21 protein-coding genes are annotated in these 24,036 nt (G+C 67.7%); 16 read left to right on the top strand and 5 right to left on the bottom strand.

Going from position 1 to position 24,036, the window contains the following annotated elements; genetic code table 11:
- Window positions 1–13 precede the first annotated feature (13 nt).
- Entirely contained in the window at window positions 14–547 is a 534-nt protein-coding gene (locus FK256_RS13645; protein ID WP_141425125.1) for a MogA/MoaB family molybdenum cofactor biosynthesis protein, read from the bottom strand.
- Window positions 548–875: 328 nt separating this feature from the next.
- Here FK256_RS13645 and FK256_RS13640 point away from each other — a divergent pair, with 328 nt between their 5' ends.
- The 8 genes from FK256_RS13640 (at window position 876) to moeB (ending at window position 14,001) form a co-directional block, all read left to right on the top strand.
- On the top strand, window positions 876–2,204 hold the full coding sequence (locus FK256_RS13640; protein WP_009234092.1) for an MFS transporter: 1,329 nt from the start codon (window positions 876–878) through the stop codon (window positions 2,202–2,204).
- A 216-nt stretch (window positions 2,205–2,420) separates the two neighbouring features.
- Window positions 2,421–6,197: a nitrate reductase subunit alpha gene (locus FK256_RS13635; RefSeq protein WP_141425124.1), complete on the top strand. Its 3,777-nt coding sequence runs from the start codon at window positions 2,421–2,423 to the stop codon at window positions 6,195–6,197.
- Complete coding sequence (narH, locus tag FK256_RS13630) at window positions 6,197–7,894, top strand: nitrate reductase subunit beta (RefSeq protein WP_141425123.1); 1,698 nt, start codon at window positions 6,197–6,199, stop codon at window positions 7,892–7,894. Before FK256_RS13635 ends, narH begins: the two co-directional genes overlap by 1 nt.
- Window position 7,895: 1 nt before the next feature.
- A complete protein-coding gene (gene narJ / locus FK256_RS13625) occupies window positions 7,896–8,657 on the top strand; it encodes a nitrate reductase molybdenum cofactor assembly chaperone (RefSeq protein ID WP_141425122.1) in 762 nt (253 codons plus the stop codon).
- Between the two features lies 1 nt (window position 8,658).
- Window positions 8,659–9,447, top strand: a complete 789-nt coding sequence (gene narI, locus FK256_RS13620; protein WP_141425121.1) for a respiratory nitrate reductase subunit gamma — start codon at window positions 8,659–8,661, stop codon at window positions 9,445–9,447.
- Window positions 9,448–9,480: 33 nt separating this feature from the next.
- Window positions 9,481–10,443 carry a molybdate ABC transporter substrate-binding protein gene (modA, locus tag FK256_RS13615; protein ID WP_141425120.1) on the top strand — a complete coding sequence of 321 codons (963 nt, stop codon included), beginning with the start codon at window positions 9,481–9,483 and terminating at the stop codon, window positions 10,441–10,443.
- An 88-nt stretch (window positions 10,444–10,531) separates the two neighbouring features.
- Window positions 10,532–12,637 (top strand): ABC transporter permease, encoded by a 2,106-nt coding sequence (locus tag FK256_RS13610; RefSeq protein WP_211343588.1) that lies wholly within the window; start codon window positions 10,532–10,534, stop codon window positions 12,635–12,637.
- Between the two features lie 65 nt (window positions 12,638–12,702).
- Window positions 12,703–14,001 carry a molybdopterin-synthase adenylyltransferase MoeB gene (moeB, locus tag FK256_RS13605; protein ID WP_141425118.1) on the top strand — a complete coding sequence of 433 codons (1,299 nt, stop codon included), beginning with the start codon at window positions 12,703–12,705 and terminating at the stop codon, window positions 13,999–14,001.
- Window positions 14,002–14,068: 67 nt separating this feature from the next.
- On the opposite strand, the gene FK256_RS14365 is transcribed toward moeB, so the two are convergent.
- Together FK256_RS14365 and FK256_RS13600 are read right to left on the bottom strand one after the other, a co-directional pair.
- Window positions 14,069–14,245 (bottom strand): hypothetical protein, encoded by a 177-nt coding sequence (locus FK256_RS14365; RefSeq protein ID WP_021605617.1) that lies wholly within the window; start codon window positions 14,243–14,245, stop codon window positions 14,069–14,071.
- Between the two features lie 20 nt (window positions 14,246–14,265).
- Window positions 14,266–14,595: a transposase family protein gene (locus FK256_RS13600; protein ID WP_039893204.1), complete on the bottom strand. Its 330-nt coding sequence runs from the start codon at window positions 14,593–14,595 to the stop codon at window positions 14,266–14,268.
- Here FK256_RS13600 and FK256_RS14835 point away from each other — a divergent pair.
- From FK256_RS14835 to FK256_RS13570, 6 genes are all read left to right on the top strand, one after another.
- The gene (locus FK256_RS14835) at window positions 14,589–14,900 is read left to right on the top strand and encodes a transposase (protein ID WP_331456731.1); all 312 of its coding nucleotides are present in this window, start codon (window positions 14,589–14,591) and stop codon (window positions 14,898–14,900) included. The genes FK256_RS13600 and FK256_RS14835 overlap by 7 nt on opposite strands.
- A 320-nt stretch (window positions 14,901–15,220) precedes the next feature.
- Window positions 15,221–15,931, top strand: a complete 711-nt coding sequence (locus tag FK256_RS13590; protein ID WP_039893211.1) for an adenine nucleotide alpha hydrolase family protein — start codon at window positions 15,221–15,223, stop codon at window positions 15,929–15,931.
- Window positions 15,921–16,853, top strand: a complete 933-nt coding sequence (locus tag FK256_RS13585; RefSeq protein ID WP_231382021.1) for a DUF6024 family protein — start codon at window positions 15,921–15,923, stop codon at window positions 16,851–16,853. Before FK256_RS13590 ends, FK256_RS13585 begins: the two co-directional genes overlap by 11 nt.
- Complete coding sequence (locus tag FK256_RS13580; protein ID WP_039893205.1) at window positions 16,838–17,728, top strand: DMT family transporter; 891 nt, start codon at window positions 16,838–16,840, stop codon at window positions 17,726–17,728. The genes FK256_RS13585 and FK256_RS13580 overlap by 16 nt, the downstream gene beginning before the upstream one ends.
- Complete coding sequence (locus tag FK256_RS13575) at window positions 17,718–18,140, top strand: NUDIX hydrolase (RefSeq protein WP_141425116.1); 423 nt, start codon at window positions 17,718–17,720, stop codon at window positions 18,138–18,140. Before FK256_RS13580 ends, FK256_RS13575 begins: the two co-directional genes overlap by 11 nt.
- Window positions 18,134–19,246, top strand: coding sequence for an HAD hydrolase family protein (locus FK256_RS13570; RefSeq protein WP_141425115.1), 1,113 nt, complete (start codon window positions 18,134–18,136; stop codon window positions 19,244–19,246). The genes FK256_RS13575 and FK256_RS13570 overlap by 7 nt, the downstream gene beginning before the upstream one ends.
- Before the next feature lie 377 nt (window positions 19,247–19,623).
- On the opposite strand, the gene FK256_RS13565 is transcribed toward FK256_RS13570, so the two are convergent.
- Both FK256_RS13565 and FK256_RS13560 read right to left on the bottom strand, forming a co-directional pair.
- Complete coding sequence (locus FK256_RS13565; protein ID WP_141425114.1) at window positions 19,624–20,739, bottom strand: FecCD family ABC transporter permease; 1,116 nt, start codon at window positions 20,737–20,739, stop codon at window positions 19,624–19,626.
- Window positions 20,736–21,683 carry a FecCD family ABC transporter permease gene (locus tag FK256_RS13560; RefSeq protein ID WP_141425113.1) on the bottom strand — a complete coding sequence of 316 codons (948 nt, stop codon included), beginning with the start codon at window positions 21,681–21,683 and terminating at the stop codon, window positions 20,736–20,738. The genes FK256_RS13565 and FK256_RS13560 overlap by 4 nt, the downstream gene beginning before the upstream one ends.
- A 299-nt stretch (window positions 21,684–21,982) precedes the next feature.
- On the opposite strand from FK256_RS13560, the gene FK256_RS13555 reads away from it, so the two are divergent.
- Window positions 21,983–23,053, top strand: coding sequence for an ABC transporter substrate-binding protein (locus FK256_RS13555; RefSeq protein WP_141425112.1), 1,071 nt, complete (start codon window positions 21,983–21,985; stop codon window positions 23,051–23,053).
- Between the two features lie 3 nt (window positions 23,054–23,056).
- Entirely contained in the window at window positions 23,057–23,932 is an 876-nt protein-coding gene (locus tag FK256_RS13550) for an ABC transporter ATP-binding protein (protein ID WP_141425111.1), read from the top strand.
- Window positions 23,933–24,036: the final 104 nt, after the last annotated feature.

Genomic DNA, 24,036 nt, shown 5'->3' with positions numbered 1-24,036 from the left:
CCGAGGAGGGCGATCAGTGGTCGCCGCCGCCGAGCTGCTCCAGGACGTGGGGAACCAGGGGGCCGATGACGGCGATGGTGTCCTTGACCCCGCCGCGCGAGCCGGGGGCGTTGACGACTAGGGCGCCGTCATCACCGCGGGAGGTCACCCCCACTAGGCCGCGCGACAGGCCGGCCAGCGGGGTCTTGGTCAGTCCGTGGGCGCGGATCTGGGCTTCGAGTCCCTCCAGGCGGGCCTCAAGCAGCGGGGCCGTGGCCTCCGGGGTGAGATCGCGCGGCGTGACCCCGGTACCGCCGGTGGTCAGGACGACCCGGGCGCCGGCGGACACGGCCCGTGCGATCGCCTCGCGCACGGGCTCGACGCCGTCGGGCACGAGGTGCACCTCGTCGACGACGATGTCGTGCTCGGCCAGGAGGCGCTGGGCCAGGGGGCCGGAAAGGTCCTCGCGCTCCCCGCTGACGCAGCGGTCGGAGACGGTGATGACGGCGCCCTTGACGGGCTCGGTCAGGGGCACGAGGCCCTTCTGAACGATCGGGGTCTGGCTCATGGGCCCACAGTAGTCCGCGCCACCCGACTGCGGCTCTCCCGTCTCCTGCTGGGAACTTCGGGGGTTGCCGCGCCCCGCTCCAACCGGTCACCCCAATTAGACAACTTAGATTGAATCTAATTCATCGCCCCTCGTCAGCCTCGAGATGTCGGTTTCGCTTCGTATTACTCGGACATTCGTCCCTTGCGTGAAGGCTCGACCGGGTCCATGCATCATGGGAGCGGTGCGGGCCCGCGCGCTCTCACCGACACTCCCGACATTTTCACAACAGCTCAGGTCCACGGCGCCGTCGCCCAGCAGACCGAGCACACACCACAGCAGGAGCCCTATGTCCACGCTCGACACCTCCGGTCGCGTCCTCACAGGGTGGAACCCCGAGGAGCCGGAGAACTGGTCCGCGAAGATCGCCTGGACCACTCTGGCTATTACCACCTTCTCCCTCATGCTCGGCTTCACCGTCTGGTTCCTGCCCAGCGCCGTGGCCCCCAGACTCAACGACATCGGCTTCCACCTGACCAAGAACCAGATCTACTGGATCACCTCCATGCCGGGTCTGTCCTGCGCCGCGCTGCGCCTGATCTACATGTTCCTGCCCGCCACCATCGGCGCCCGCAAGATGATCGGCTGGTCCTCCCTGCTGTACATCCTGCCGATGCTCGGCTGGTTCTTCGCGGTGCAGAACCACAACACCTCCTTCGGCGTCCTGCTCGCCCTGTCCTTCGCCTGCGGTATCGGGGCCGCCACCTTCTCCGGCTACATGCCCTCGACCGGCTTCTACTTCCCCAAGCGCCTAGCCGGCACCGCCCTGGGCCTGCAGGGCGGCCTGGGCAACATGGGCATGAGCGTCATCCAGCTTGCCGCCCCCTTCCTCATGAGCATCAGCCTGTTCGGGCTGACCTGGGTCGCCCCCCACCACGAGGGCGCCCCCATGGTCGTCAACGCCACCGTCTTCTTCCTGCCCTGGTCCCTTATCGCAGCCTTCCTGACCTTCCGCTATATCAAGGACGTCCCGCTCAAGGCCAACATCAAGGAGCAGATGGACATCTTCGGCAACCTCGACACCTGGCTCATGACGGTCCTGTACATCATGACCTTCGGCGTCTTCTCCGGCTTCGCCGCCCAGACCGCCAACATCATCAACAACAACTACGGGGCCGCCTCCGACCTGGCCCAGAGGTTCGCTGCCTCCGACCTGCCCCAGGGAGCCTCCTACGCCTTCATCGGCACCCTCATCGGCTCCTTCCTGCGCTTCGCATGGGGTCCCCTGTGCGACCGCTTCGGCGGGGCGATCTGGACCTTCGTCTCCGCGATCGGCATGGCCATCACCATGGGGTGGTGCGGATACCTGGTGGCGAGTGCCGACGACCCGGCCGACTTCACCATCTTCATGGTGGCGCTGCTGGCCATGTTCTTCTTCGCTGGCGTCGGCAACGCCTCGACCTTCAAGCAGATGCCGATGATCATGCCCAAGCGCCAGGCCGGCGGCGCCATCGGCTTCACCGCCGCCGTGGCCTCGCTCGGCCCCTTCCTGGTCGGCATCGCTCTGACCCTCATGCCGACGCACGTCTTCTTCTACAGCTGCGCCGTCTTCTGCATCGTATGCGCCGTCATCTGCTGGATCCGCTACGCCAAGCCGGGCGCCAAGCGTCCGGGCTGATCCGGCATCCGGCATCGGCCGGGCCCGCTCCGCCGAGCCGACCGCCCACAACCGAATGATCGGCCCGACGGCGACGCTGCTGAGAGCTCGGCAGCGTCGCCGGGGCCGGCCAGAAGAACTCAGCGCCCGCCCCGCCCTCTTCGGCCCTGGGCCGCACAGACCAGTCACCACCCACCTACCAGCAACCCGCCAGCTTCACGGACCAAAGGACCATTGATGAGCACCACCGGCTCCCAGCCCACCGGCCCCGGGATCGTCCCCGGGCCCGACCAGCAGGTCGAGAACGCCCCCGGACTGCTCACGCTGGGCTCGTACCTGCGAAGAGGGCAGGCCTCGGCCGACGCCCGCCGCCTGTTCCTGACCAGCGGGCGCCAGGCGGACACCTTCTACCGGCACCGGTGGAGCCACGACAAGATGGTCCACTCCACCCACGGGGTCAACTGCACCGGTTCGTGCGCCTGGGAGGTCTACGTCTCCGACGGCATCATCACCTGGGAGAAGCAGATCACCGACTACCCCACCACGGGGCCGGACATGCCCGAGTACGAGCCCCGCGGCTGCCCGCGCGGCGCGGCCTTCTCCTGGTACACCTACTCCCCCACGCGTATCCGTTACCCCTACGTGCGATCGGTGCTGCTGGACGCCTTCCGCGCTGCGAAGTCCGCCAACGACGGCGACCCCGTGGCTGCCTGGGCTCAGGTCACCGGAGACCCGACCACCGCCAAGGCCTACAAGTCGGCCCGCGGCAAGGGCGGCATGGTGCGTGTGGGCTGGGACGAGGCCATGGAGATCGTCGCGGCCGCCTACGTCCACACCATCCGGACCTGGGGCCCGGACCGGATCGCCGGGTTCTCTGTCATCCCGGCCATGTCCCAGGTCTCCTACGGCGCCGGTGGCCGCCTCCACGAGCTCATCGGCGCCACGATGCTCTCCTTCTACGACTGGTACGCCGACCTGCCCCCGGCCTCACCGCAGGTCTTCGGCGACCAGACCGACGTCCCCGAGGCCGGCGACTGGTACAACTCCCAGTACCTCATGATGTGGGGCTCCAACCTGCCGCTGACCCGCACCCCGGACGCCCACTTCATGACCGAGGCCCGCTACCACGGGCAGAAGGTCGTGGCCGTCTCCCCCGACTACGCCGACAACACCAAGTTCGCCGACCAGTGGCTGCGCGTGGCCCCCGGCACCGACGGCGCCCTGGCCCAGGCGATGGGACACGTCATCCTGACCGAGTTCCACGTCAAACGCGAGGAGCCCTTCTTCCTGGACTACATGCGCCGCCACACCGACTCTCCCTTCCTCATCGGGCTGGAGGCATCCCCCGACGGCACCGGTTACGTGCCCGGCCGCTTCGTGACGGCCTCCGACGTCGAGGGAGTGGCCTCCGGCGCCCCGAAGAACGAGTTCCGCCCCCTTGTGTGGGACCGCCGGCGCGGTCCGGCCGACCCCGGCGGCACCCTGGCCGACCGCTTCACCCCCGAGGGCGAGGGCAAGTGGAACCTGCTCATGGAGGGCGTCGACCCGGTCATGAGCATCATGGACCTGCACGGCGAGGGCCCCCAGGTCCAGGCCGCCGAGGTCCTCCTGCCCCGCTTCGACCTGCCCGGTTCGTCCACCCCCGAGGGTTCTGTGGGCGGAGGCGTCGTGCGCCGCGGTGTGCCGGTCACCCGTATCGGCGACCGCCTGGTCACCACCGTCTACGACCTGCTCCTGGCCCAGTACGCCGTCGAGCGCCCCTCGATGCCGGGCCAGTGGCCCGCGGACTACCAGGACGCCACCGTCCCGGGCACGCCCGCCTGGGCCAGCGAGATCACCGGCGTGCCGGGCCCCGCCATCATCCAGGTGGCGCGCGACTTCGCCCTCAACGCCGTGGAGTCCGGTGGCCGTTCCCAGATCGTCATGGGTGCGGGAATCAACCACTATTACCACGCCGACCAGATCTACCGGACGATCCTGGCGCTGACCTCCATGTGCGCCACCCAGGGCGTCAACGGCGGCGGCTGGGCCCACTACGTGGGTCAGGAGAAGGTCCGCCCGCTCAGCGGCTTCCAGCAGTACGCCTTCGCCCTGGACTGGCACCGCCCGGCCCGGCAGATGATCTCCACGGGCTTCTGGTACATCACCACCGACCAGTGGCGCTACGACACCACTTCCGCGGAGCGCCTGGCCTCGCCGCTGGGGCCCGGGACCCTGGCGGGCAAGACGGCGACCGACACGATGGTCGAGGCCATGAAGCGCGGGTGGACGCCGTCCTACCCCACCTTCAACCGCAGTCCGCTGCTTCTGGGCCAGCAGGCCGCCGAGGCGGGCATGGACCCCAAGGACTACGTCGTCGAGCAGCTGCGCTCCGGTGAGCTGCGCTTCGCCTGCGAGGACCCCGACGCCCCCGAGAACTTCCCCCGCATCCTGTGCTCGTGGCGCACGAACCTGCTGGGCAGCTCGGCCAAGGGAACGGAGTTCTTCCTGCGCCACATGGTGGGCGCGGACAACGACGTCAACGCTGTGGAGACCCCGCCCGAGCAGCGACCGGCCTCGGTGACGTGGCGCGATGAGGCCCCTGTCGGCAAGCTCGACCTCATGTGGACCGCGGACTTCCGCAACACCTCCACCACCCTGCACTCCGACGTCGTCCTACCCGCAGCCACCTGGTACGAGAAGCACGACATCTCCTCGACCGACATGCACCCCTTCGTGCACTCCTTCAACGCGGCCATCGACCCACCCTGGGAGGCGCGCACCGACTTCCAGGTCTTCCAGACCCTGGCCGGGCTCATCTCCGCCTGGGCGCCGCGCTACCTGGGCACCCAGACCGACGTCGTCGCCGCACCCCTCACCCACGACACTCCCGATGCCATGACGATGGCCCACGGTGATGTCTCGGCCCTGCCCCAGGAGTGGGTGCCGGGGGTGACGATGCCCAAGTTGGTGCCCACCGAGCGCGACTACACCCAGATCCGGGCCAAGTTCGACGCCCTGGGGCCCCTCGCCGAGAAGCTGGGGCTGCCCTGCAAGGGCATCATGCTCAAGCCCGGGCCGGAGGTGAAGCGCCTGGCCCGCAACCACGGGGTCTCCGCCGACGGTGTGGCCGCCGGCCGGCCACTGCTCGACACCGACATCCGCGCCGCCGACGCGATCTTCACGCTGTCGGGCACCACCAACGGGCGCATCTCCACCGAGGGCTGGGACACGCTGTCCAAGCGCACCGGCACCACGCTGGTCGAGCTCAGCGAGGAGGAGGCCGGCAAGCTCATCTCCTTCGCCGATACCCAGATCAAGCCCCAGGGAGTCATCACCTCCCCGGAGTGGTCCGGCTCCGAGCACGGCGGCAGGCGCTACTCGGCCTTCGTGGTCAACGTGGAGCACGCCAAGCCCTGGCACACCCTGACCGGGCGCATGCACTACTACCTCGACCACGATTGGATGCGGGACATGGGCGAGTCCCTGCCGGTCTTCCGACCGCCGCTGGACTTCCACGCCCTGTACGGGGAGGCCGCACCGGGCTCGGTGTCCATGAACCAGGCGGGCACGGCGGAGGTCGCGGTGCGCTACATCACCGCGCACAACAAGTGGGCGATCCACTCCCAGTACTTCGACAACCTGCACATGCTCACCCTGGGGCGCGGAGGCCAGACCATCTGGATGAGCCCCCAGGACGCGGACAAGATCGGCGTCAAGGACAACGAGTGGGTCGAGGCGTACAACCGCAACGGCATCGTGGCGGCCCGGGCCATCGTCTCCCACCGCATCCCCGAAGGCATGGTCTTCATGCACCACGCCCAGGAGCGCACCATGAACACCCCGCTGACCGAATCCAGCGGCAGGCGCGGCGGGACGCACAACTCGCTGACCCGGATCGTGCTCAAGCCCAGCCACTTCGCCGGCGGCTACGGGCAGCTGTCCTACGCCTTCAACTACATCGGCCCCACGGGCAACAACCGCGACGAGGTCACGCTCATCCGTCGCCGCAGCAACCAGGAGGTGACGTTCTGATGAAGGTCATGGCCCAGATCGCAATGGTGATGAACCTCGACAAGTGCATCGGCTGCCACACCTGTTCAGTGACCTGCAAGCAGGCCTGGACCAACCGCGAGGGCACCGAGTACATGTGGTTCAACAACGTCGAGACCCGCCCCGGTGTCGGCTACCCCAAGGGGTGGGAGGACCAGGAGACCTGGCGCGGCGGCTGGGAGCGCACCGCCTCGGGCCGCCTGCGGCCCCGCTCGGGCGGGCGCCTGCGCCGCCTGGTCAACATCTTCGCCAACCCGGAGATGCCCACGGTCGAGGACTACTACGAGCCGTGGACCTACGAGTACGACAAGCTGCTCTCGGCCCCCAAGGACTCCCCGGCCCTGCCGGTGGCCCGGGCCAAGAGCCAGCTGACCGGCGAGTACATGCCCACCATCAAGTGGGGCCCCAACTGGGACGACGACCTGGGCGGCTCCATGGAGACCCTCCAGCAGGACCCGATCATCGAGGCCATGGGCACCAAGGTGCGCACCGACATCGAGTCGGCCTTCATGTTCTACCTGCCGCGCATCTGCGAGCACTGCCTCAACCCCACCTGTGTATCCGCCTGCCCGTCGGGCGCCATGTACAAGCGCACCGAGGACGGCATCGTCCTGGTTGACCAGGACGCCTGCCGCGGCTGGCGCATGTGCGTGTCGGCCTGCCCCTACAAGAAGGTCTACTTCAACCACGCCACCGGCAAGGCCGAGAAGTGCACCCTGTGCTACCCGCGCCTGGAGGTCGGCGAGCCCACCGTGTGCTCGGAGACCTGCGTGGGCCGCCTGCGCTACCTGGGCGTCCTCCTCTACGACGCCGATCGCGTCTCGCAGGCCGCTGCCGTCAAGGACCCGCAGGACCTCTACATGGCCCAGCGCGAGATCCTGCTCAACCCCCACGACCCCGAGGTCGTGGCCGGGGCGCGCGCCGAGGGCGTCCCGGACAACTGGATCGAGGCGGCCCAGGCCTCCCCCATCTGGGACCTCATCGACACCTACGAGGTGGCCCTGCCCCTGCACCCCGAGTACCGCACCATGCCGATGGTCTGGTACATCCCGCCGCTCTCCCCGGTCGTCGACGAGGTGGCGGCAGCCGGGCTGGACGGGGAGGACCACAAGGTGCTGCTGACGGCCGTCTCCGAGATGCGCATCCCGTTGGAGTACCTGGCGGGCCTGTTCACGGCCGGTGAGACCAACACGGTGGAGCTCGTGCTGCGGCGCCTGGCCGCGATGCGCTCCCACATGCGCGACGTGCGCCTGGGCCGCGAGCCCGACCCAGCCATCGCCGCCGCCGTGGGCCTGGACGGGAAGAAGCTGGAGGCCATGTACCGTCTGCTGGCCATCGCCAAGTACGACGATCGCTACGTCATCCCCACAACCAAGCCCGAGGTCCCGCGCGGCATGGAGTCCATGGGCAACGACGTCAAGACCCTCCTGGGCGAGGGGGCGCCGGCCGGCTGCCACCCCGACGTCGCCTCCTTCCACGGTCAGGGCGGTGCCGGCTCCATGAACGGCGGCCCGGTGAGCCTGCCGCTGCCGACCGTGCGCCGCGAGCCGGTGCCGGCTGCCGGTCCGGGAATGCCGGAGGTCGGCATGCCCCAGCCGGTGGGCCAGGCTCAGACGGCCGACGTCCCCTCACGATCCGCGTCGACCGGTCCCGCGGTCACGGCCCCCAGGGATCTCTGAGATGGTCTCCTTCGTCCGCGCTCCCCGAGTCCTTCAGGCGCCCCCCGAGGTGCCCCTGGACTCCTCTCAGCGAGCCACCGTTCACATGGCTGCCTCGCTGCTGCTGGATTACCCGGCCGAGGGCACCCTGGAGACGCGTCTGAACGCCGTCGAGGCCGAGCTGGCCGGTCTGCCGCCGGAGGTGGCCGTCCTCTTAGAGGAGTTCATCGGCCAGGCCCGGCGCCGCGGCGAGCGCGCCATGGCCGAGCACTACGTGGAGATCTTCGACCGGCGTCGGCGCTGTTGCCTGTACCTGACGTACTACACGGTGGGCGACACCCGGCACCGGGGCGCAGCCCTGCTGGCCTTCAAGCAGGCGCTGGCGGCGGCCGGCTACGAGATGGCCGCCGACGAGTTGCCCGACTACCTGCCGGTGGTCCTCGAGCTGTCCGCGCGCAGCGGCGACGAGGTGGCAGGCGCGCTCCTGTCCTCCCACCGCGAGGGCATCGAGGTGCTCCGTAGTGCCCTGGCCGACGCCGCCTCCCCCTATGCCGGGCTGGTGGAGGCCGTCTCGATGACCCTGCCGCGCATCGACGAGGCCACCGCCGAGCGCGTGCGCGCCCTCGTGGCGGCCGGTCCGCCCACCGAGACCGTCGGCGTCACCGACACCCTGCCCTTCCCCACCGTTCCCGTGCGCAACCCGAGCCTGTCCGGTTCGCCCACTCTGCCGGATCCCGTACCGGTCGCCGGCCCTTCCCCCTCACGAGCAGCCAGGAGAGCATGACATGAGCCCAATTCAGCAGAACCTCCTGTGGGTGGCCCTGCCCTACGCCAGCCTGGTGCTGCTGGTGGCCGGCATGATCTGGCGGTGGCGCACCGACCAGTTCGGGTGGACCTCCCGGTCCTCCCAGTGGAACGAGTCGCGCATCCTGCGCCTGGCCTCGCCCCTGTTCCACCTGGGCTTCCTCATGGTCATGGGCGGTCACGTCGTCGGGCTCCTGGTGCCCAAGGACGTCACGGAGATGCTGGGCATCTCCCAGCACATGTACCACCTGGGCGCCACCTACTTGGGAACCTTCGCGGCCATCATGACGATTCTGGGCCTGGCCGGGCTCATCTACCGGCGCGTCGTCGTCAAGAGCGTGCGCCTGGCCACGACCCGCAACGACCTGGTCATGTACTGCTTCCTCATCGTGCCGGTCCTGCTGGGCTCGGCCGCCACGGTCCTCAACCAGCTCGCCGACGCCCACGGCTACGACTACCGCGAGACCATCAGCCCCTGGCTGCGCTCGGTACTGGTCCTCCAGCCGCGCCCCGAGCTCATGGCCGACGTGCCGGTCTCCTTCAAGCTCCACGTCATCGCCGGCTTCCTGCTCCTGGCGATCTGGCCCTTTACCCGCCTGGTCCACGCGGTCTCCGCGCCTGTGGGCTATGCGACCCGCCCCTACGTGGTCTACCGTTCACGCGAGGGGGCCACCTCCACCGCCCGGGCCTCGCGCGGCTGGACCCCGGTACGGACCCAGGGCACCGGCAACCAAGGGATCAACGACGTCACCCCCTCCCAGGGAGCCTGAACCCGGCCGCCCCGGCACCGGTAAGGAGAACATATGGGGATGACCCGCCGTGCGGCGATCGCCGCCGTCAGCTTGCTTTCCGCCCTCTCACTGGCCGCCTGCGGCGGCTCTGCCAGCAACAGCTCCACCGGCGCCGCTTCGGGCGCCGCCTCCCCGGGGGCCTCGGCCGGCGCCGAGAAGGCCACCGGCAAGGTCACGGTTCTGGCCGCAGCCTCCCTCCAGGGGGCCTTCGAGGAGATCGAGAAGACCGTGGAGAAGGACAACCCCGGCCTGGACGTCACCTTCGACTTCCAGGGCTCGCAGGACCTGGTGGCCTCCCTGGCCGGCGGCAACAGCGCCGACGTCCTGGCCACCGCCAACAACTCCACCATGAAGGACGCCGTGGACCAGAAGCTGGTCGGCGACCAGACCGAGTTCGCCACCAATGTCCTGACCCTTATCGTTCCCAAGGGCAACCCGAAGAACGTCACCGGCCTGGACTCCTCACTCGACGGCGCCAACCTGGTCATCTGCGCCCCCGAGGTCCCCTGCGGCGAGGCCACCAAGAAGCTCGCCGCAGCCCTGGGCGTCACCCTCAACCCCGTCTCCGAGGAGCAGAAGGTGACCGACGTGCGCGGCAAAGTCGAGTCCGGTGAGGCCGACGCCGGCATCGTCTACGCCACCGACGCGGCGGCCGCCAAGGACAAGGCGGACAAGATCGACATCCCCGACGGCGGCGTCGTCAACCACTACCCGATCGCCCAGACCGCCACCCCCGAGAACGCCGCGGGCGCCAAGGTCTTCATCGACGCCGTCACCGGCAAGGCCGGCCAGGAGGTCTTGGCCAAGTACGGTTTCGGAGCGCCTGGCGCCTCTAAGGCCGGTGCAACCGCGGGGGCGAGCTCCAGCGCAGGGGCCGGCGCGGCAACCAGCGCTGCCCCGTCCCAGGCCGCGACCGCCGGCGGGCCGGCCTCCCCGGAGGCGGACAAGCCCACCGCGGAGACGACTGCTCCGTGAAGTCTCATGCGGCTGACGCGATGAGCACAGCGCGCACAGCGGCTCCCGGCACACCGGTCGGCCCGGTAGACATGGTCCCGTGAACCGGATGTCCTCCACTGAGCGGCCCGCACAGCAGTCGGCACGATGGCCCGCCCGCGCCCTGCCCTGGCGCGGGCGGGCCACTCGTTCCCCCCTGCCGGTGATCGTCACCGTGCTGGCGATCCTGGGCGGCTGTGCGATCGTCCTGCCTCTGGTGGGCATGGGCACGCGCGTCTCCTGGGGACAGTTGCCCCAGCTGCTGGCAACGCCGTCCGCCCAGGCCGCCCTGTGGCTGTCGATCCGCACTTGCCTGGTCTCCACGGTGATCTGCGTGGTATTGGGCGTGCCTCTGGCGGCGCTGCTGTCCCGCAGCTGGCCGGGCGTGCGGCTGGCGCGGGTCCTGGCGGTGCTGCCGATGACGATGCCGCCGGTGGTGGCCGGTATCGCGCTGCTGTCCACGCTGGGAAACCGCGGGATCCTGGGGGCGCAGCTGCGGCAGTGGGGCATTCCCATCGCGTTCTCCACCACGGCGGTGGTCATCGCCCAGGTCTTCGTCTCCATGCCCTACCTGGTGGTGACTCTTGAGGCGGCGCTGCGCAGCCGCGACCAGCGGGTCGAGACGACCGCCCGGAGCCTGGGGGCGGGGCCGTGGCGAGTTCTGGCGCAGATCACGCTGCCATTGGCGGCGCCGGCGCTGGCGCGCGGTACCGCACTGGCCCTGGGGCGGAGCCTAGGCGAGTTCGGGGCGACCATCGCCTTCGCCGGTTCCAAGGAGGGGGTCACCCGCACCATGCCGCTGGCCATCTACCTGGAGCGGGAGAAGGACACGGCGACATCGTTGGCCCTGGCGGCCGTGCTCATCGGGCTGTCCTTCCTCATCGTCGCGGCGACCACCGTGGACTGGTCCCGTTTGGTCGGCTTACTGCCGGGCGGCCTCCTGGGCCGAGTCGGCCGGGCGCTCCCCCCGTCCCCCGAGCGGTCCTCGGACGGCGGGCCCGGCTCGGGCTCGTCCTCCGCGAGCTCCCCTTCCACTGCACCGCCCCGGGGCACCGGGTGCGGCCAAGACCTGCAGGTCGCCTTCGAGCTGAAGGCGCGCGACGTCGTCGTCGACCTGGAGGTGGGGGCCGGGCGCACGGTGGCGCTCATCGGGCCCAACGGCTCGGGTAAGTCGACGGTCTGCTCCGTGGCGGCGGGCCTGCTGGATGCCGAGAGCGGCCGGGTGGTCCTGGGCGGACGGGTCCTGGACGGTCCCGGGGAGTTCGTGCGCGCCGGGCGCCGCCGGGTGGCGCTGCTCAGCCAGGATCCGGGGGTTTTCACCCACATGTCGGTTCTGGGCAACGTGGTCTTCGCGCTGCGCTGCCAAGGTGTGCGCCGGGGCGAGGCGGTGGCGCGGGCCCGCGCCGAGCTGGCCGCCGTCGGCGCCGAGCACCTGGCCTCTCGCTCGGGGGGTGCGCTCTCGGGCGGGCAGGCCGCCCGCGTGGCCCTGGCGCGGGCGCTGGCAACGGGCCCACGGCTGCTGGTCCTCGATGAGCCGATGTCGGCCCTGGACGTCACCGCCCGCCAGGAGATGCGCCGTCTGGTGTCGCGCCGGTGCGCCGAGGAGGGGCTGACGCTGCTGCTGGTGACCCATGACGTCCTGGATCTGACGGCGCTGGCCGAGGAGGTCGTCGTCCTGGACCGGGGCCGCGTGGTCGAGCAGGGGCCGACGGCGCGGGTCCTGGCCGCACCGCGCTCGGACTTCGTCGCCCGACTCACCGGGACATCCGTGCTCATGGGCGTCATCGACGGGAAGGCCGGGGCCCCGGGGCTGCGGCTGCCGTCGGGCCGGGTCATTCATGGCCGCCCGCAGGACGGCTCCACCGAGGCCGAGACCGCGGATCGGGGCGAGATTCTCTCCCCTGGGGCTCCGGGGGTTGCGCTGGTGCCGCCCGATGCCGTCGCCCTCTACCGCGAGGCGCCCGAGGGAAGCCCCCGCAACGTCTTGACCGGTCGGGTGACGGGACTGGAGCGCTCGGGCGCGCTGGTGAGCGTGCGCTTGGAGCTGGAGGAGGGGCAGCGCCTGTCGGCTGCGGTCACCGCGGGGGCCGTGGCCGAGCTCAGCATCGCCGAGGGCCGCCAGGTCTGCTGCGTCATCAAGGCGGTACAGGTGCGCGTCGTCGCCCGCCGGGCTTGAGGCCTCCAGCACCAGAGATCAAGACAGCATTGACGCAGGGACGAATAGAAATGGGGAGGGACACCATGAGCAGGGCCGACCAACGCACCTACGGCTCGGTGATCGCCGATGAGCGTCTGCGGCCGCTCAGCCGAGATGAGCTGGAGCGCTACCACCGCAACGCGCTGGTGCCGCAGGTGGGGGTGGTCGGCCAGCAGCGCATCCGGGCCGCCCGGATCCTGCTCATCGGCGCCGGCGGGCTCGGGGCGCCGGCCGCCCTGTACCTTGCGGCCGCCGGGGTGGGTGCGATCGGGCTCATTGATGACGACGACGTCGACGTATCCAACCTGCAACGCCAGGTCATCCATACGAGTGCCGCCGTGGGCCGTCCCAAGGTGGACTCGGCGGCCGAGGCTATCCGGGACCTCAATCCCGACGTCGAGGTCGTCGCCCACCGGATTCGGTTGACTGCGGAGAACGCCTTGGATCTGCTGGGCGGCTGGGACGTGGTCATCGACGGTACGGACAACTTCCCCACGCGGTACCTGGTCAATGACGCGTCCGTCATGCTGGGGCTGCCGCTGGTGCACGGGGCGGTGCTGGGCTTCAACGGGCAGGTGGGGGTCTTCGACGCCCAGCGGGGTCCGTGCTACCGGTGCCTGCACCCCACGCCGCCGCCCGCGGGCTCGGTGCCCTCCTGCGCGGAGGCCGGGGTTCTGGGGGTGCTCCCCGGGATCATCGGGACGATGCAGGCCGCCGAGGCGCTCAAGCTCATCATCGGGGGTGCGCAGCCGCTGCTGGGAAGGCTGGCGCTGCTGGACGTCTGGGGCGCGCGCCTGCGGGAGATTCCGGTGGCGAAGAACCCGGCCTGCCCAGTGTGCGGGGCTGGCCCGAGCATCACGGAGCTGTCGACGCCGGTCGATTCCTGCACGCTCCCCCAGTCCCCTAAGACCGATACCTGCCAGCCCACCCGAACCTCCCGGTTCGACTCCCCCGGACGGCTACGGGATCCCGAGACCGGCTCCAGCGCACGCCTCAGGGCTCAGGCGGCTAAAGAGGACCTGACAACAGCATCGACGGAGGACGTCGTCTCTGTTGCCGAGTTGCGGAGGCTCCTGGACGCTGCCGAGCCACCGGCGCTGCTGGACGTGCGCGAGGACGTCGAGGTGGCGCTCGAGCCGATGGAGGGGGCCCGGCATATTCCACTGCGCGAGGTGGTGGCGCGAATGGACGAGTTGGACGCGGATCGCCCGACCGTGGTCGTGTGCGCCGCCGGCGTGCGCTCGGCCCGGGCCATCGAGGCGCTGAGGGCAGCGGGCTGCCCCGGCCGGCTCCTCAACCTCGAGGGCGGTATGAAGGCCTGGGCGGCTGGAGCGGCCGACTGACCGAAGCTCGTGAGCTGCAGGGATTGACGGATCTTTCCCTGTGTCTGACGGCGAGGGAGTACGGGGCTCAGTGGCCTTGGGCTTCTTCGGCGTCGTCGGTGAGGTAGGAGGTGATGCGGACGAGGTCGTAGGGGGTGGAGGTCTCGGTGGTGGTGATGGTGCCCTCGATGGGCCGCCAGGTGGTCTGGGCGTGCATCGCATCGGCAGTCACCACCACCCCGTCCAGGTCGACGGGCTCAAGCAAGTCCCTCAGGGCCGGGACCTCTAGTTGGACCTGTCCGCCACCCGCTGCTGGGTCAGCACGGCGCCGGTGGCGTGGTCCGGGTCCTGCAGAACCCGGCGGATGGTCGACTCCGACGGAAGAGCCTGCCCCGCCTCCAGCCCCAGGACCTCCAGGTCGGCACCAGTCAGGTCGGTGGCGTGCTCCCATATCGCTATCAGGTTGCGACAGCCCGCCAGCACTCCGGTCACAGCCAGAGACAAGACCGTGAACAGGCTGTGGCGCACTCCGCGTCTGTCGCGTGGGTCGGTGATGTTCCTGAGAACCTGGACCAGGGGCTGGCGCGACAAGGCGTTCGTGGTGGAGGATGACATCAGCGCGGGCTCCCAGGACGAAGGGATTGATTAAGCACCACTCATCGTCCCCACGGGGCCCGCGCCCCCGTCCTAACGACACACCGCCCCATCAAACCAGCTCAGACACCCTCACCCACCGACTTTGCCGACCCCTGAGCTCCCTACCCATGACCGACGCCCAGCCCGAACAGGTCACCGTCTGGCTCCAAGGGCATTGGAAAATAGAGAACCGACTCCACTGGGCCAGAGACGTCGTCACGTGCGAGGACCACCACCAGCTGCACACCGCTAACGGTCCCCGAGATCATGCCCGACCTGCATAACCTGCCCATCAGCGTGACCCGACTCTTCCACAGCCCCAGCATATTCATCGCCTCAACCGCCAAATCCACGTCAAGACGACCAAACGAGCCATCAATTTCATCACCCAGCCAAGCACCTGAACCAACTTTGCCAGCCCCACCTCAAGGAGTGCTACTAACCTCCGTAATTATTTTTGTACATATCGTATATTGTTCTGGAATTGCAGCATTCTTGGGAGTGTGTTAATTTAACTACAAGTAGATCGAATCATTTGCATCCAGATGGGCTCCACATGAGGTGAGACTCGATGAATTGGTTGCAAACACAGAAGGAGATTACCTTGGGAGAATACGCTGGCAGCGACGCACAGTTGGTGATGTTCACGGGTGGACGCGATAGCACTCTTGCAGCCTGCTCCCTGATGCTGAGAGGTATCCCAGTACATCTGTACACGGCAAATTCTGGATGTTCTCTACACAGAGATGTCCTTGAGGTACGGGTGCGAGAGATGAGGAGCCGCTTTGGCGGACTGATGCTGAGACACGTCAAACAAGATATTTCTGGAAGCTTCCGCTCTCTCGCTATTGCCGACCTTGAACAAGACATCCTGACCTACAGGAAGAATCTTGTACTACTGGGAGAGAAAATAGCGATACACTGCCACGTGATCGACTACTGCAAGCGGAACGACATTACTATAGTTAATGACGGTATCGCTGTCTACCAGAAGGAGTTTCCGGAGCAGCGTTCCGTGGCCAAGGACTACTTTGTGGAGTTCATGAAGGGTTACGGAATCACGTACGAGAGCCCCATCTACGACTGGGCGCAGTCGTCTGATGACGTTAAGTACAAGTTATTACAGTTAGGGTTGTCCACAAAATCACTCGAGGGCCTGTCGGTATTCGCCGACAGTTTTACCACGCCGAGCGATGAAGTTGTTTTACAGTATTTGCGCGATAAGGAGCGCAAGGCTGTCGACATTATCGACTTCCTTCAGGGCAGTAAAGTTAACTCTTCCACCTCCTTGGAGGGTTCTAGGTATGCCAAATGATCCAGCCTCAATAAATCCTTCACTAAATCCTTTCTTGAGTCGCGACCGATCGAGAGAATCATATTACGGACATACTTCCAGAAGTCGGAGCGCTCTTGCTGACATGCTAGGCCACGACCTAGGCGTAGACTCTAACTGCATTCATTTTGTCCCGAACACCTCTACCGCCCTGGCTGTGGTGCTCGGGGGGATTATGGCAGAGAATTTAAGATTGAGAGGGGCAGGTCCACTATGGAGGCACTACGGTCCCTATCAAGGGGTAGTCAGATCTATGGAAGAGGTGCTCAACGGCAGGTGGGTCGGTTTTCATACGCATGTAGCCCCAGTGGACGTTAGCGTCGATAACAGCTTCCGTGAACCAGGGGGCGCGACAGCCTCTGTCGTGGACGGAGCACAGTCTCTTGGCACTTCCCTTACCGAGGAACTGGTGTCGAGTGGTACAGTCGTAATTGCGCCGCTTCATAAGCATCTGGCGCTCGCACCGGGGCTGGGTATAGTGATACTAGATGCCGTTACAGGGCAACAGCTGCCGTCGATTGCGAGTTTTTTGTCACTGACTGAGGGCGGCTGCCCATCACTTGATCTGCTTGAACAGGCGCTTGATAGAATGAGACGCGGAAAGGTCTGGAACAAGGCGCAGCTCCTGTTCTCTCAAGACCTTGTCGACTGGGCGGCCGCGGAGGGATTAGAGATCGTGGGAGGTGGCGGCGGACTCCCTATGGCGGCGGTAAAGATGTCCAGAGGAGGAGGCGACGCGAACGTGATGGTACGAGAACTTCCACCCAGCGCCAAGTACTTCAGGCGTCAGGGAATCATTCGCTACTCGTACTCGAGCCTGGGGTGCAAGGATGATTCCTGGGTCGATGCTACTGAAGCCTTCTGCCGTGACCTGGAGGGACTGATCAGATGTCGGGAATGCTAGATAACCGATACGTCCGGGGCGCGGTGGTGGTGCTCGGCGGGGTCCTGGTCATGTCTTTTGATGCAGCCCTCATCCGCGCTGTAGACCAGCCGGCCGGGGTGTTGTCGTTGTGGCGCGGTGTGCTGATATGCGCTGCCATGGTGCTGGCGGCAGTGGTCTGCCACGTTGCTGGGGTAAAGCAACGCTGGGACAACGAGTGGGCTGCCTGGGGTAACGGGCTGATGTTCGGGATAGCATCAGTGGCATTCGTGTATTCCATCGAGAGTACTTCCGCCGCTAACACGCTCTTTATCATGGCGACCATGCCGGTATGGTCGGCAATTCTGGGACGAGTGTTTCTCCGGGCCAGTATCGACCGGCCGACGGTCCTGGCGATCCTGGCGTCGCTGGCCGGTATGACGATCATCTTCGCTTCACAGCTGTCCAGCGCCGCAGGCCGGGGGGAACTGCTGGCCCTGCTGGCTGCCGTGTCGATGAGCGGCGGCTTCGTGTGCTCCTCCAAACGCCGCTCCAGCCCCTTCCTCACCACAGCGGTCGGTGGGGCGCTGTGCGCACTCACCGCTGCCGCCCTTCTGCACGGGGTCAAGGTTCCTGACGAGTCCTCCTCATGGCTGCCTCTGGTAGCCGAGGGCTTCGTGGTCATGCCGGTCGGTCTGGTCTGCTTATCCGTTGGGCCGAAGCTCCTGCCCGTGCACCATGTGGCAATCTTCGTGTTGGCGGAGACAGTGCTGGGCCCGGTGTGGGTGTGGCTGTTCTTCCGTGAGAATCCCGGGGCGGCTTCGCTCGTAGGTGGGTCGGTGGTCATTGGGGCGATCGTCGGCCTCAACATGCACTACATTCGCCGCTCAAGGAGGGAGGGAGCGGGTGCGACTTGATAAGCGTGACATGGGAAAGAGTTCGCCAGTTGTCAAGTGTGCTGCGGTCGTTCTCCGCGGGGATAGCGTGCTGCTTGTCCGCAAGCACGGTACGACCGACCTCATTTCTCCTGGAGGCAAACTGGAGAAAGGGGAGTCGCATGTCGCCTGCCTCGGCCGCGAGCTTGATGAGGAGCTCGGGGTCTCGTTGGTGTCGGCCACCTACTTCGGTACCTATGAAGATGTCTCCATCTTCGACCGGAGCAGGATGATCACCCTATTCGTCTACATGTGCGATATTGTGGGCGACCCGGTCCCTCGCTCTGAGATCGAGGCCGTAGAATGGGTCCCCGTGACCTGCTCGCCAGGTGATGGGTCAACCTTTCAGAGCAGGGTTATTCCTGATATTGCAAGGATGCGTGGTCAATGCTGAGCAGCCCGGTGGGCGTGGTGACAGACCTGGACGGGACCGTCGTCTTCGGCGGAGTCGCCGATCCCCGGCTGACCCCCTTTCTCAGGCGGGCCGCGGGACGTGAGGACATATCGGTCATCGTGGCGACCTCACGTGCGCCCCGAGGAATGACCGAGGTACTGGGAGACGCCGTGACCTGCCTGGAAGGCTCGGTCTGCCTCAACGGGGCTCTCTTGCGCCTAGGAGACAAGGAGAGGCGCTACCCCATGAGGGCGGATCACGTCCGCGCCGTCGTGGACGCCGCCTTCCGTGCGGGCATGCCCCTCTACGTGGACCGGGGCCACTCTTTCACTGCACTGGCAGGGCATGTCCCTGTTGCAGAGCCGCGGTCAAGGGAGGCGTCTGCAGCGGTCTCAGATTTCGCTGCGTCTCCAGGGACAGTGGCGGAGAAGGAGACCCGGCGAAGGGGCAGCCAAGATTCCGAGACGGCACCGGGCCTCTGGGACGGCCTGGAGCGCATGCGGGACTACCCGGATGGCACGTGGTGCACCGATCCGGCGCAGGTCCCGACTGAGGATGTGCTCAAGGTGACGGTCGTCAGCAGGAGGTACCAGGGCCGTGCGGGGCAGGACATCATCAGGCAGAGGATTGCCGATCCGCTACAGGGAGCGGCTGGTCCGGGTACGAGGGCTGCCGGCGCGCAGGAGACGGGCGGCCCGGAGCCCGCGGGCGCTCTCCAGGACTTGCTGGGGCTGCGTCTTGACGGCGTCGTCGCCTACCCACACGAGGACGGCGTGGTCGACGTCTGCGCGGCAGGGGTGGACAAGAGCGTCTGTATGAGGCTGCCGACCGGCGAGGAGGAGCCGGCCGCCTCGGGAAGGGCGGATACCACAGAAAGGACAGCCGTCATGGGGCAGGCACCAGGCCTTCGCCACCGGCCCGTCTCCACGTGGGTCGCGGTAGGCAACGACGCCAACGACATAGCGATGATCCGCGCGGCAGACATCGGTGTCATCGTCGGGGACGGCCTGGAAGAGGTCAGGGCGAGGAGGCAGACGGTCCGCGTCCCCTCACGCCCCGGCGCGGTGGTGTCCATTCTGGAGCAGCTGCTTGAGCTGCACCACTAACGTCGCCAGCCTGTATGTGGAGTGCCTGGCGTTTGTCGGATTTGGGGAGATTTTCTTCCCGTGAGTAGACATGGGTGGAGACCATGCCAGCGGCGAAGTACTCAGAGGAGCTGCTAGACACGGGGCGTGCGTGAAGTGTCCTATGAAGGACCGCACCATCGCAGAGGTGGCCGAGTCCTACGACCTTGTGGCCCATAGAAGTGGGCATCTGGGTCGCAAGGTACAGGAAGGAGCACGCCACCGACCAGGACCGCCAGAAGGCCTCCGAGTCGGCTTAAGAATCACGAAACTCAAGGCGGAGGTCCGTGAGCTGCGTGGGGTGATGCGAGTTCTTAAAAGAGCAGCAGCCTGGCTCCGGCGGTCGCCCGACGGCGGCCTCAGCCGGTCCGCCCGGCGCGCTCGGAGGAGAATATGAGCAGCCAGACGAGGTAGAGCCCGCCCAACGCCGCGCTGACCAGGCCCACCGGGATCTGGAAGGGGCTGAGCAGGCGCTGCGCCAGGAAATCAGCCCCGCCCAGCAGCAGCGCCCCCATGGACGCCGAGGCGATCATCGTGACCCCGGCCGACCGGCTCAATCGGCGCGCCAGCTGCGGCGCGGCCAGGGCGATGAAACCGATCGGACCGGCAGTCGCCACGCATATCGCCGCCAGCACGACGCCGTAGCCGAGCATCGCACCGCGCACTCGCCCGACGTGCAGTCCCAGGCTCATCGCGGCGTCGTCGCCCATCTCCAGCAGGCCCGCCGGCCGCACGAACCACACAACCTGGGCCAGCAGCACCACAGCCGCCAGGGCCAGGGGCCTGACCTGTCCCCAGGAGATCGCGTTGAAGGAGCCGTACTGCCAGGCCTTGGCTGCCTCTGCGCTGGGGAGACTCGCCTGGGAGATGAGGTAGTTGTTGGCCGCTGAGAGCATCTCGGAGATGGCGATCCCGGTCAGGACCAGGTTGTCCCCACCGACGCCGCCACGCCGCGAGATGAGGGCGACCGCCGCTGCGGTGACAAACCCACCGACAATCGTGCCCACCGAGACCTGGAGGTCACTCGCCGACGCCGCCAGCAGGAGCATGAACAGCCCACCGGTGGAGGCGCCGGTCGTGAATCCGACGATGTCGGGACTTCCCAGGGGATTACGGGACAGGCTCTGGAAGATCGCGCCCGACAGCGCCAGCATCGCCCCCACCAGCACGGCCGCAACCGCGCGCGGAAGCCGCTGATGCAGAACGAAGAAGCGGTCCATTCTGCTCCCGGAGCCCGTCACCAGAGTGTGCAGGGCGTCGGCGGCGGAGATGTTGTAGGCGCCGAACAGCACCGAGGCGACCACCACGGCCACCGCGGCGACCAGCACCAGCACCGTCACCACCACGGCCCGCCGGTGGGCCAGGAACACCCTCGCGCCTCCCAGGGGATATCGCAGCTGAGAGGCCGGCGGGCCCAGCCGCACCGCCCGCTCCGGCGACGCCGAACCGCCCCCGGCTCCCCGAGGCCGACTCATCGCCCGCTCACCCCCATGCGCTGGATCACCATGAGCAGCAGCACCGGCCCACCGATGAACGCGGTCACGACGCCGGCCTCCATCTCACCGGACTCCAAGATGACGCGGCCCAGGATGTCGGCGGTCAGGAGCAGCACCGGGCCGGCGACGACGGAGACCGCCAGCAGCTTGCGCTGGTCGGCCCCCAGGGCCAGCCGCAGCACGTGCGGGACCACCAGCCCGATGAAGGAGATCGGCCCGACCGCCGCCGTCGACGCCCCGCACAGGAGGGTGATCGACGTCAGTGCCAGCGCCCGAGCCCGCCCCGGGCTCACTCCGAGGGCCTTGGCCTGCTCCTCCCCCAGCGCCAGGGCGTTGAGCGTCAGCCCCGAGGCCAGGGCCAGCACCAGGCCGACGACGAGGAAGGGAACCACCCACACCAGCAGCCCGACGTCCCGGTCCGCCAGGGAGCCCAGTACCCAGAAGCGGTAGGAGTCGAAGGTGACGGAGTCGTACATGGTGACGGTCCCGGTGATCGAGCGCAGGCTCGCTCCCAGCGCTACGCCGGCCAGCACGAGCCTGGCGGGTCCAGCCTCGGCGCTACGACGCGCCATGAGGTGAACGAGGAACGCTGCCACGGCGGCGCCTGCGAAGGCGAACCAGAGAAAGCCGCCGGCGTCGGTGAGCCCCAGCAGGGACATCGACAGGACCACCGCCAGGGAGGCCCCCGCGTTGACGCCTAGGATGCCGGGCTCGGCCAGAGGGTTGCGGGTCAGCCCCTGCATGACGACCCCGGCCACGGCCAGCGAGGAGCCGACCATGACTGCCAGGGCTGTCCGCGGCATCCGCAGCTGCCACACGATGATGGAGGCGACCGATCTCTCCCCGGGCGTGAAGGCGCTCGCCAACTCCCCCAGCGTCAGGCTGCGCGACCCGATGGCCAGGCTCGTCAGGCACAGCAGCACGCACAGTGCCGTGAGAACAAGGATGATGACACCCGTCGGAACCCCTGTGGAACCCCTGGCGTGAAGTCCAACGCCCCCTTCACCTCCGGGGCGGCGCCGTCGAGCAGACCACCATGGGGTCACGACGTCGGCCCGTTCACGCGCCCCGCAAAACCTCCGCAGTCCAGGACATCTGCAGCATCCTCCACAACTGCACGCCCGGTACCGGGGAGTGCCATCGAGGCGATATTGACCACGGGCCCACCTTTTCTGAAGATAGTTCTTGATTAATGAGGCAGGGCTGAGGTTAGCCTAAGGCCATGACATCGTTCTACCGTCGCCGCAGCATTCTCGCCTTCGCGGGCCTTGCCGCCGCCGTCCCCGTCCTCGCCGCCTGCTCCTCCGGCAAGAAGACCGGCTCCAGTGCCGCCTCATCGGCCAAGGTCAAGCCCACCTCGTCGGTGCCCACCGGCATGCCCGACGGCAAGGGCTCGGGCCAGGCCGACGGCGTCTTCCCCCGCACGGTCGTCCACTTCAAGGGCAGCACGGAGATCCCGGCGGCCCCCAGCAGGGTCGTCATCCTGTCCACCGGCCAGCTCGACGTCGCCCTGACCCTGGGCATCGTGCCGATCGGCTCCACCAAGGGCGACGGCGCTGAGACGGTCCCGGAGTACCTCAAGAAGGCTTTCCCGGATCACGCCGACCAATTGGGCTCCATCACCGACGTCGGCTCGCGCAAATCCCCCAGCGTGGAGGACATCGGCAACCTCTCCCCGGACCTCATCCTCGTCAACCAGGCCGGCAAGGACGATATCGACGCCCTCTACTCCTCCCTGTCCGCTGTGGCGCCGACGGTGGTCACCCAGGGCAAGAGCGAGGCATGGAAGCAGGACTTCCTGCTCGTGGCCGACGCCCTGGGCAAGCCGGACACGGCCAAGAAGTGGATCGAGACCTACGAGGCCGATGCCGCGAAGTCCGGTGAGAAGATCGACGGCAACCCCACCGTCTCGCTGCTGCGCAAGACCAGCGACAAGCTCCGCATCTTTGGGGCGGTCTCCCTGGCGGGATCGGTCCTGTCCGATATGGGCGTCGCCCGTCCCGACACCCAGAAGTTCACCGACAACGGCAACAAGGACATCGACTCCGAAACCCTTGCCGACGCCGAGGCCGATTGGATCCTCTACGGGGCGCAGAAGACCCCGAAGGATGAGAAGGACCAGGACAAGAACAACACCGAGCTGACCGCCATGCCCCTGTGGGCGGGGCTCAAGGCCGTCAACGACAAGCACGCTGTGCGCGTCGACGACGACGCCTTCTTCCTCAACGCCGGCCCCACCGCGGCACGGCTCGTCATGACCACGGTCACGGACACGCTGTCGAAGAAGAAGTAATCCGTGCCCACTTCCGTCTCAACGGAGGCGCCTTCGGACGCCCAGGCCCCCGCCACGGGCCTGGGCGTCCGAGGGATCTCCCTGGCCTACCATCCCAGCCACCCCGTCATCGAGAACCTGAGCACGGCCATCACCCCGGGCGCGGTGACGATGATCGTGGGCCCCAACGCGTGCGGGAAGTCCACGCTGCTGCGCGCCATGAGCCGGGTCCTCTCCCCGGGCGCCGGCCAGGTGGTCCTCGACGGCCGCGACATTGCCACCCTGGCCCCCAAGAAGCTGGCCCGGCGAGTGGGCATGCTCGCCCAATCATCGATCGCCCCGCCCGGGATCACGGTCCATGAGCTGGTGGCGCGCGGCCGCTACCCCTATCAGTCGCTCCTGCACCAGTGGTCGCCCGACGACGACGCGGCCGTCACCGAGGCCATGGAGCGCACCGACGTCGTCGGCCTGGCCAACCGGCACGTGTCCTCCCTCTCCGGCGGGCAGCGCCAGCGGGTGTGGGTGGCCATGGCGCTGGCCCAGCGCACCGACATCCTCCTGCTCGACGAGCCCACCACCTACCTGGACCTGGCCCACCAGGTGGATCTGCTCGAGCTGTGCCGAGACCTGAACTCCGAACTGGGCACCACGATCGTGGCGGTGCTCCACGACCTCAACCAGGCCTGCCGCTACGGCGACGAGGTGATCGCCATGCGCGCCGGCAGCATCCTGGCCCACGGGCGGCCCGAGGAGGTCGTCACCGCAGAGATGGTCGAGGAGGTCTTCGGCCTGGCGGTCCGGGTCATCTCCGACCCGCTCACCGGGACCCCGCTGGTGCTGCCCCTTCCGCGCGGGGCCGGTGCGACGACGTCGAATGACGGGCACGAGCAGGTGCAGTAGCGCCTTCCCGGGCTTGTCCGGACTTCGGCCGAGCGCGATCATTCGCGGCCATCTGCGCTCATCACTGCCGCTCGCCGGCGCCGGTCTTCGCCCATGCTCGGGCC

The organism is Actinomyces johnsonii, from assembly GCF_006546835.1.
Lineage (GTDB): Bacteria > Actinomycetota > Actinomycetes > Actinomycetales > Actinomycetaceae > Actinomyces > Actinomyces johnsonii.
Note: the sequence above shows the minus strand (reverse complement) of the source record. Positions and strands in the feature narration are given on the sequence as shown.

Coding starts and splice junctions, on each gene's coding strand:
- narJ (WP_141425122.1), top strand. CDS start 7,896: ATGGTCTCCTTCGTCCGCGCTCCCCGAGTCCTTCAGGCGCCCCCCGAG.
- FK256_RS13600 (WP_039893204.1), bottom strand. CDS start 14,595: ATGTCATCCTCCACCACGAACGCCTTGTCGCGCCAGCCCCTGGTCCAG.
- FK256_RS13555 (WP_141425112.1), top strand. CDS start 21,983: ATGACATCGTTCTACCGTCGCCGCAGCATTCTCGCCTTCGCGGGCCTT.
- moeB (WP_141425118.1), top strand. CDS start 12,703: ATGAGCAGGGCCGACCAACGCACCTACGGCTCGGTGATCGCCGATGAG.
- narI (WP_141425121.1), top strand. CDS start 8,659: ATGAGCCCAATTCAGCAGAACCTCCTGTGGGTGGCCCTGCCCTACGCC.
- FK256_RS13580 (WP_039893205.1), top strand. CDS start 16,838: ATGTCGGGAATGCTAGATAACCGATACGTCCGGGGCGCGGTGGTGGTG.
- FK256_RS13645 (WP_141425125.1), bottom strand. CDS start 547: ATGAGCCAGACCCCGATCGTTCAGAAGGGCCTCGTGCCCCTGACCGAG.
- FK256_RS13570 (WP_141425115.1), top strand. CDS start 18,134: ATGCTGAGCAGCCCGGTGGGCGTGGTGACAGACCTGGACGGGACCGTC.
- FK256_RS13610 (WP_211343588.1), top strand. CDS start 10,532: ATGTCCTCCACTGAGCGGCCCGCACAGCAGTCGGCACGATGGCCCGCC.
- FK256_RS13635 (WP_141425124.1), top strand. CDS start 2,421: ATGAGCACCACCGGCTCCCAGCCCACCGGCCCCGGGATCGTCCCCGGG.
- FK256_RS13565 (WP_141425114.1), bottom strand. CDS start 20,739: ATGAGTCGGCCTCGGGGAGCCGGGGGCGGTTCGGCGTCGCCGGAGCGG.
- FK256_RS14835 (WP_331456731.1), top strand. CDS start 14,589: ATGACATCAGCGCGGGCTCCCAGGACGAAGGGATTGATTAAGCACCAC.
- FK256_RS13585 (WP_231382021.1), top strand. CDS start 15,921: ATGCCAAATGATCCAGCCTCAATAAATCCTTCACTAAATCCTTTCTTG.
- FK256_RS13640 (WP_009234092.1), top strand. CDS start 876: ATGTCCACGCTCGACACCTCCGGTCGCGTCCTCACAGGGTGGAACCCC.
- modA (WP_141425120.1), top strand. CDS start 9,481: ATGGGGATGACCCGCCGTGCGGCGATCGCCGCCGTCAGCTTGCTTTCC.
- narH (WP_141425123.1), top strand. CDS start 6,197: ATGAAGGTCATGGCCCAGATCGCAATGGTGATGAACCTCGACAAGTGC.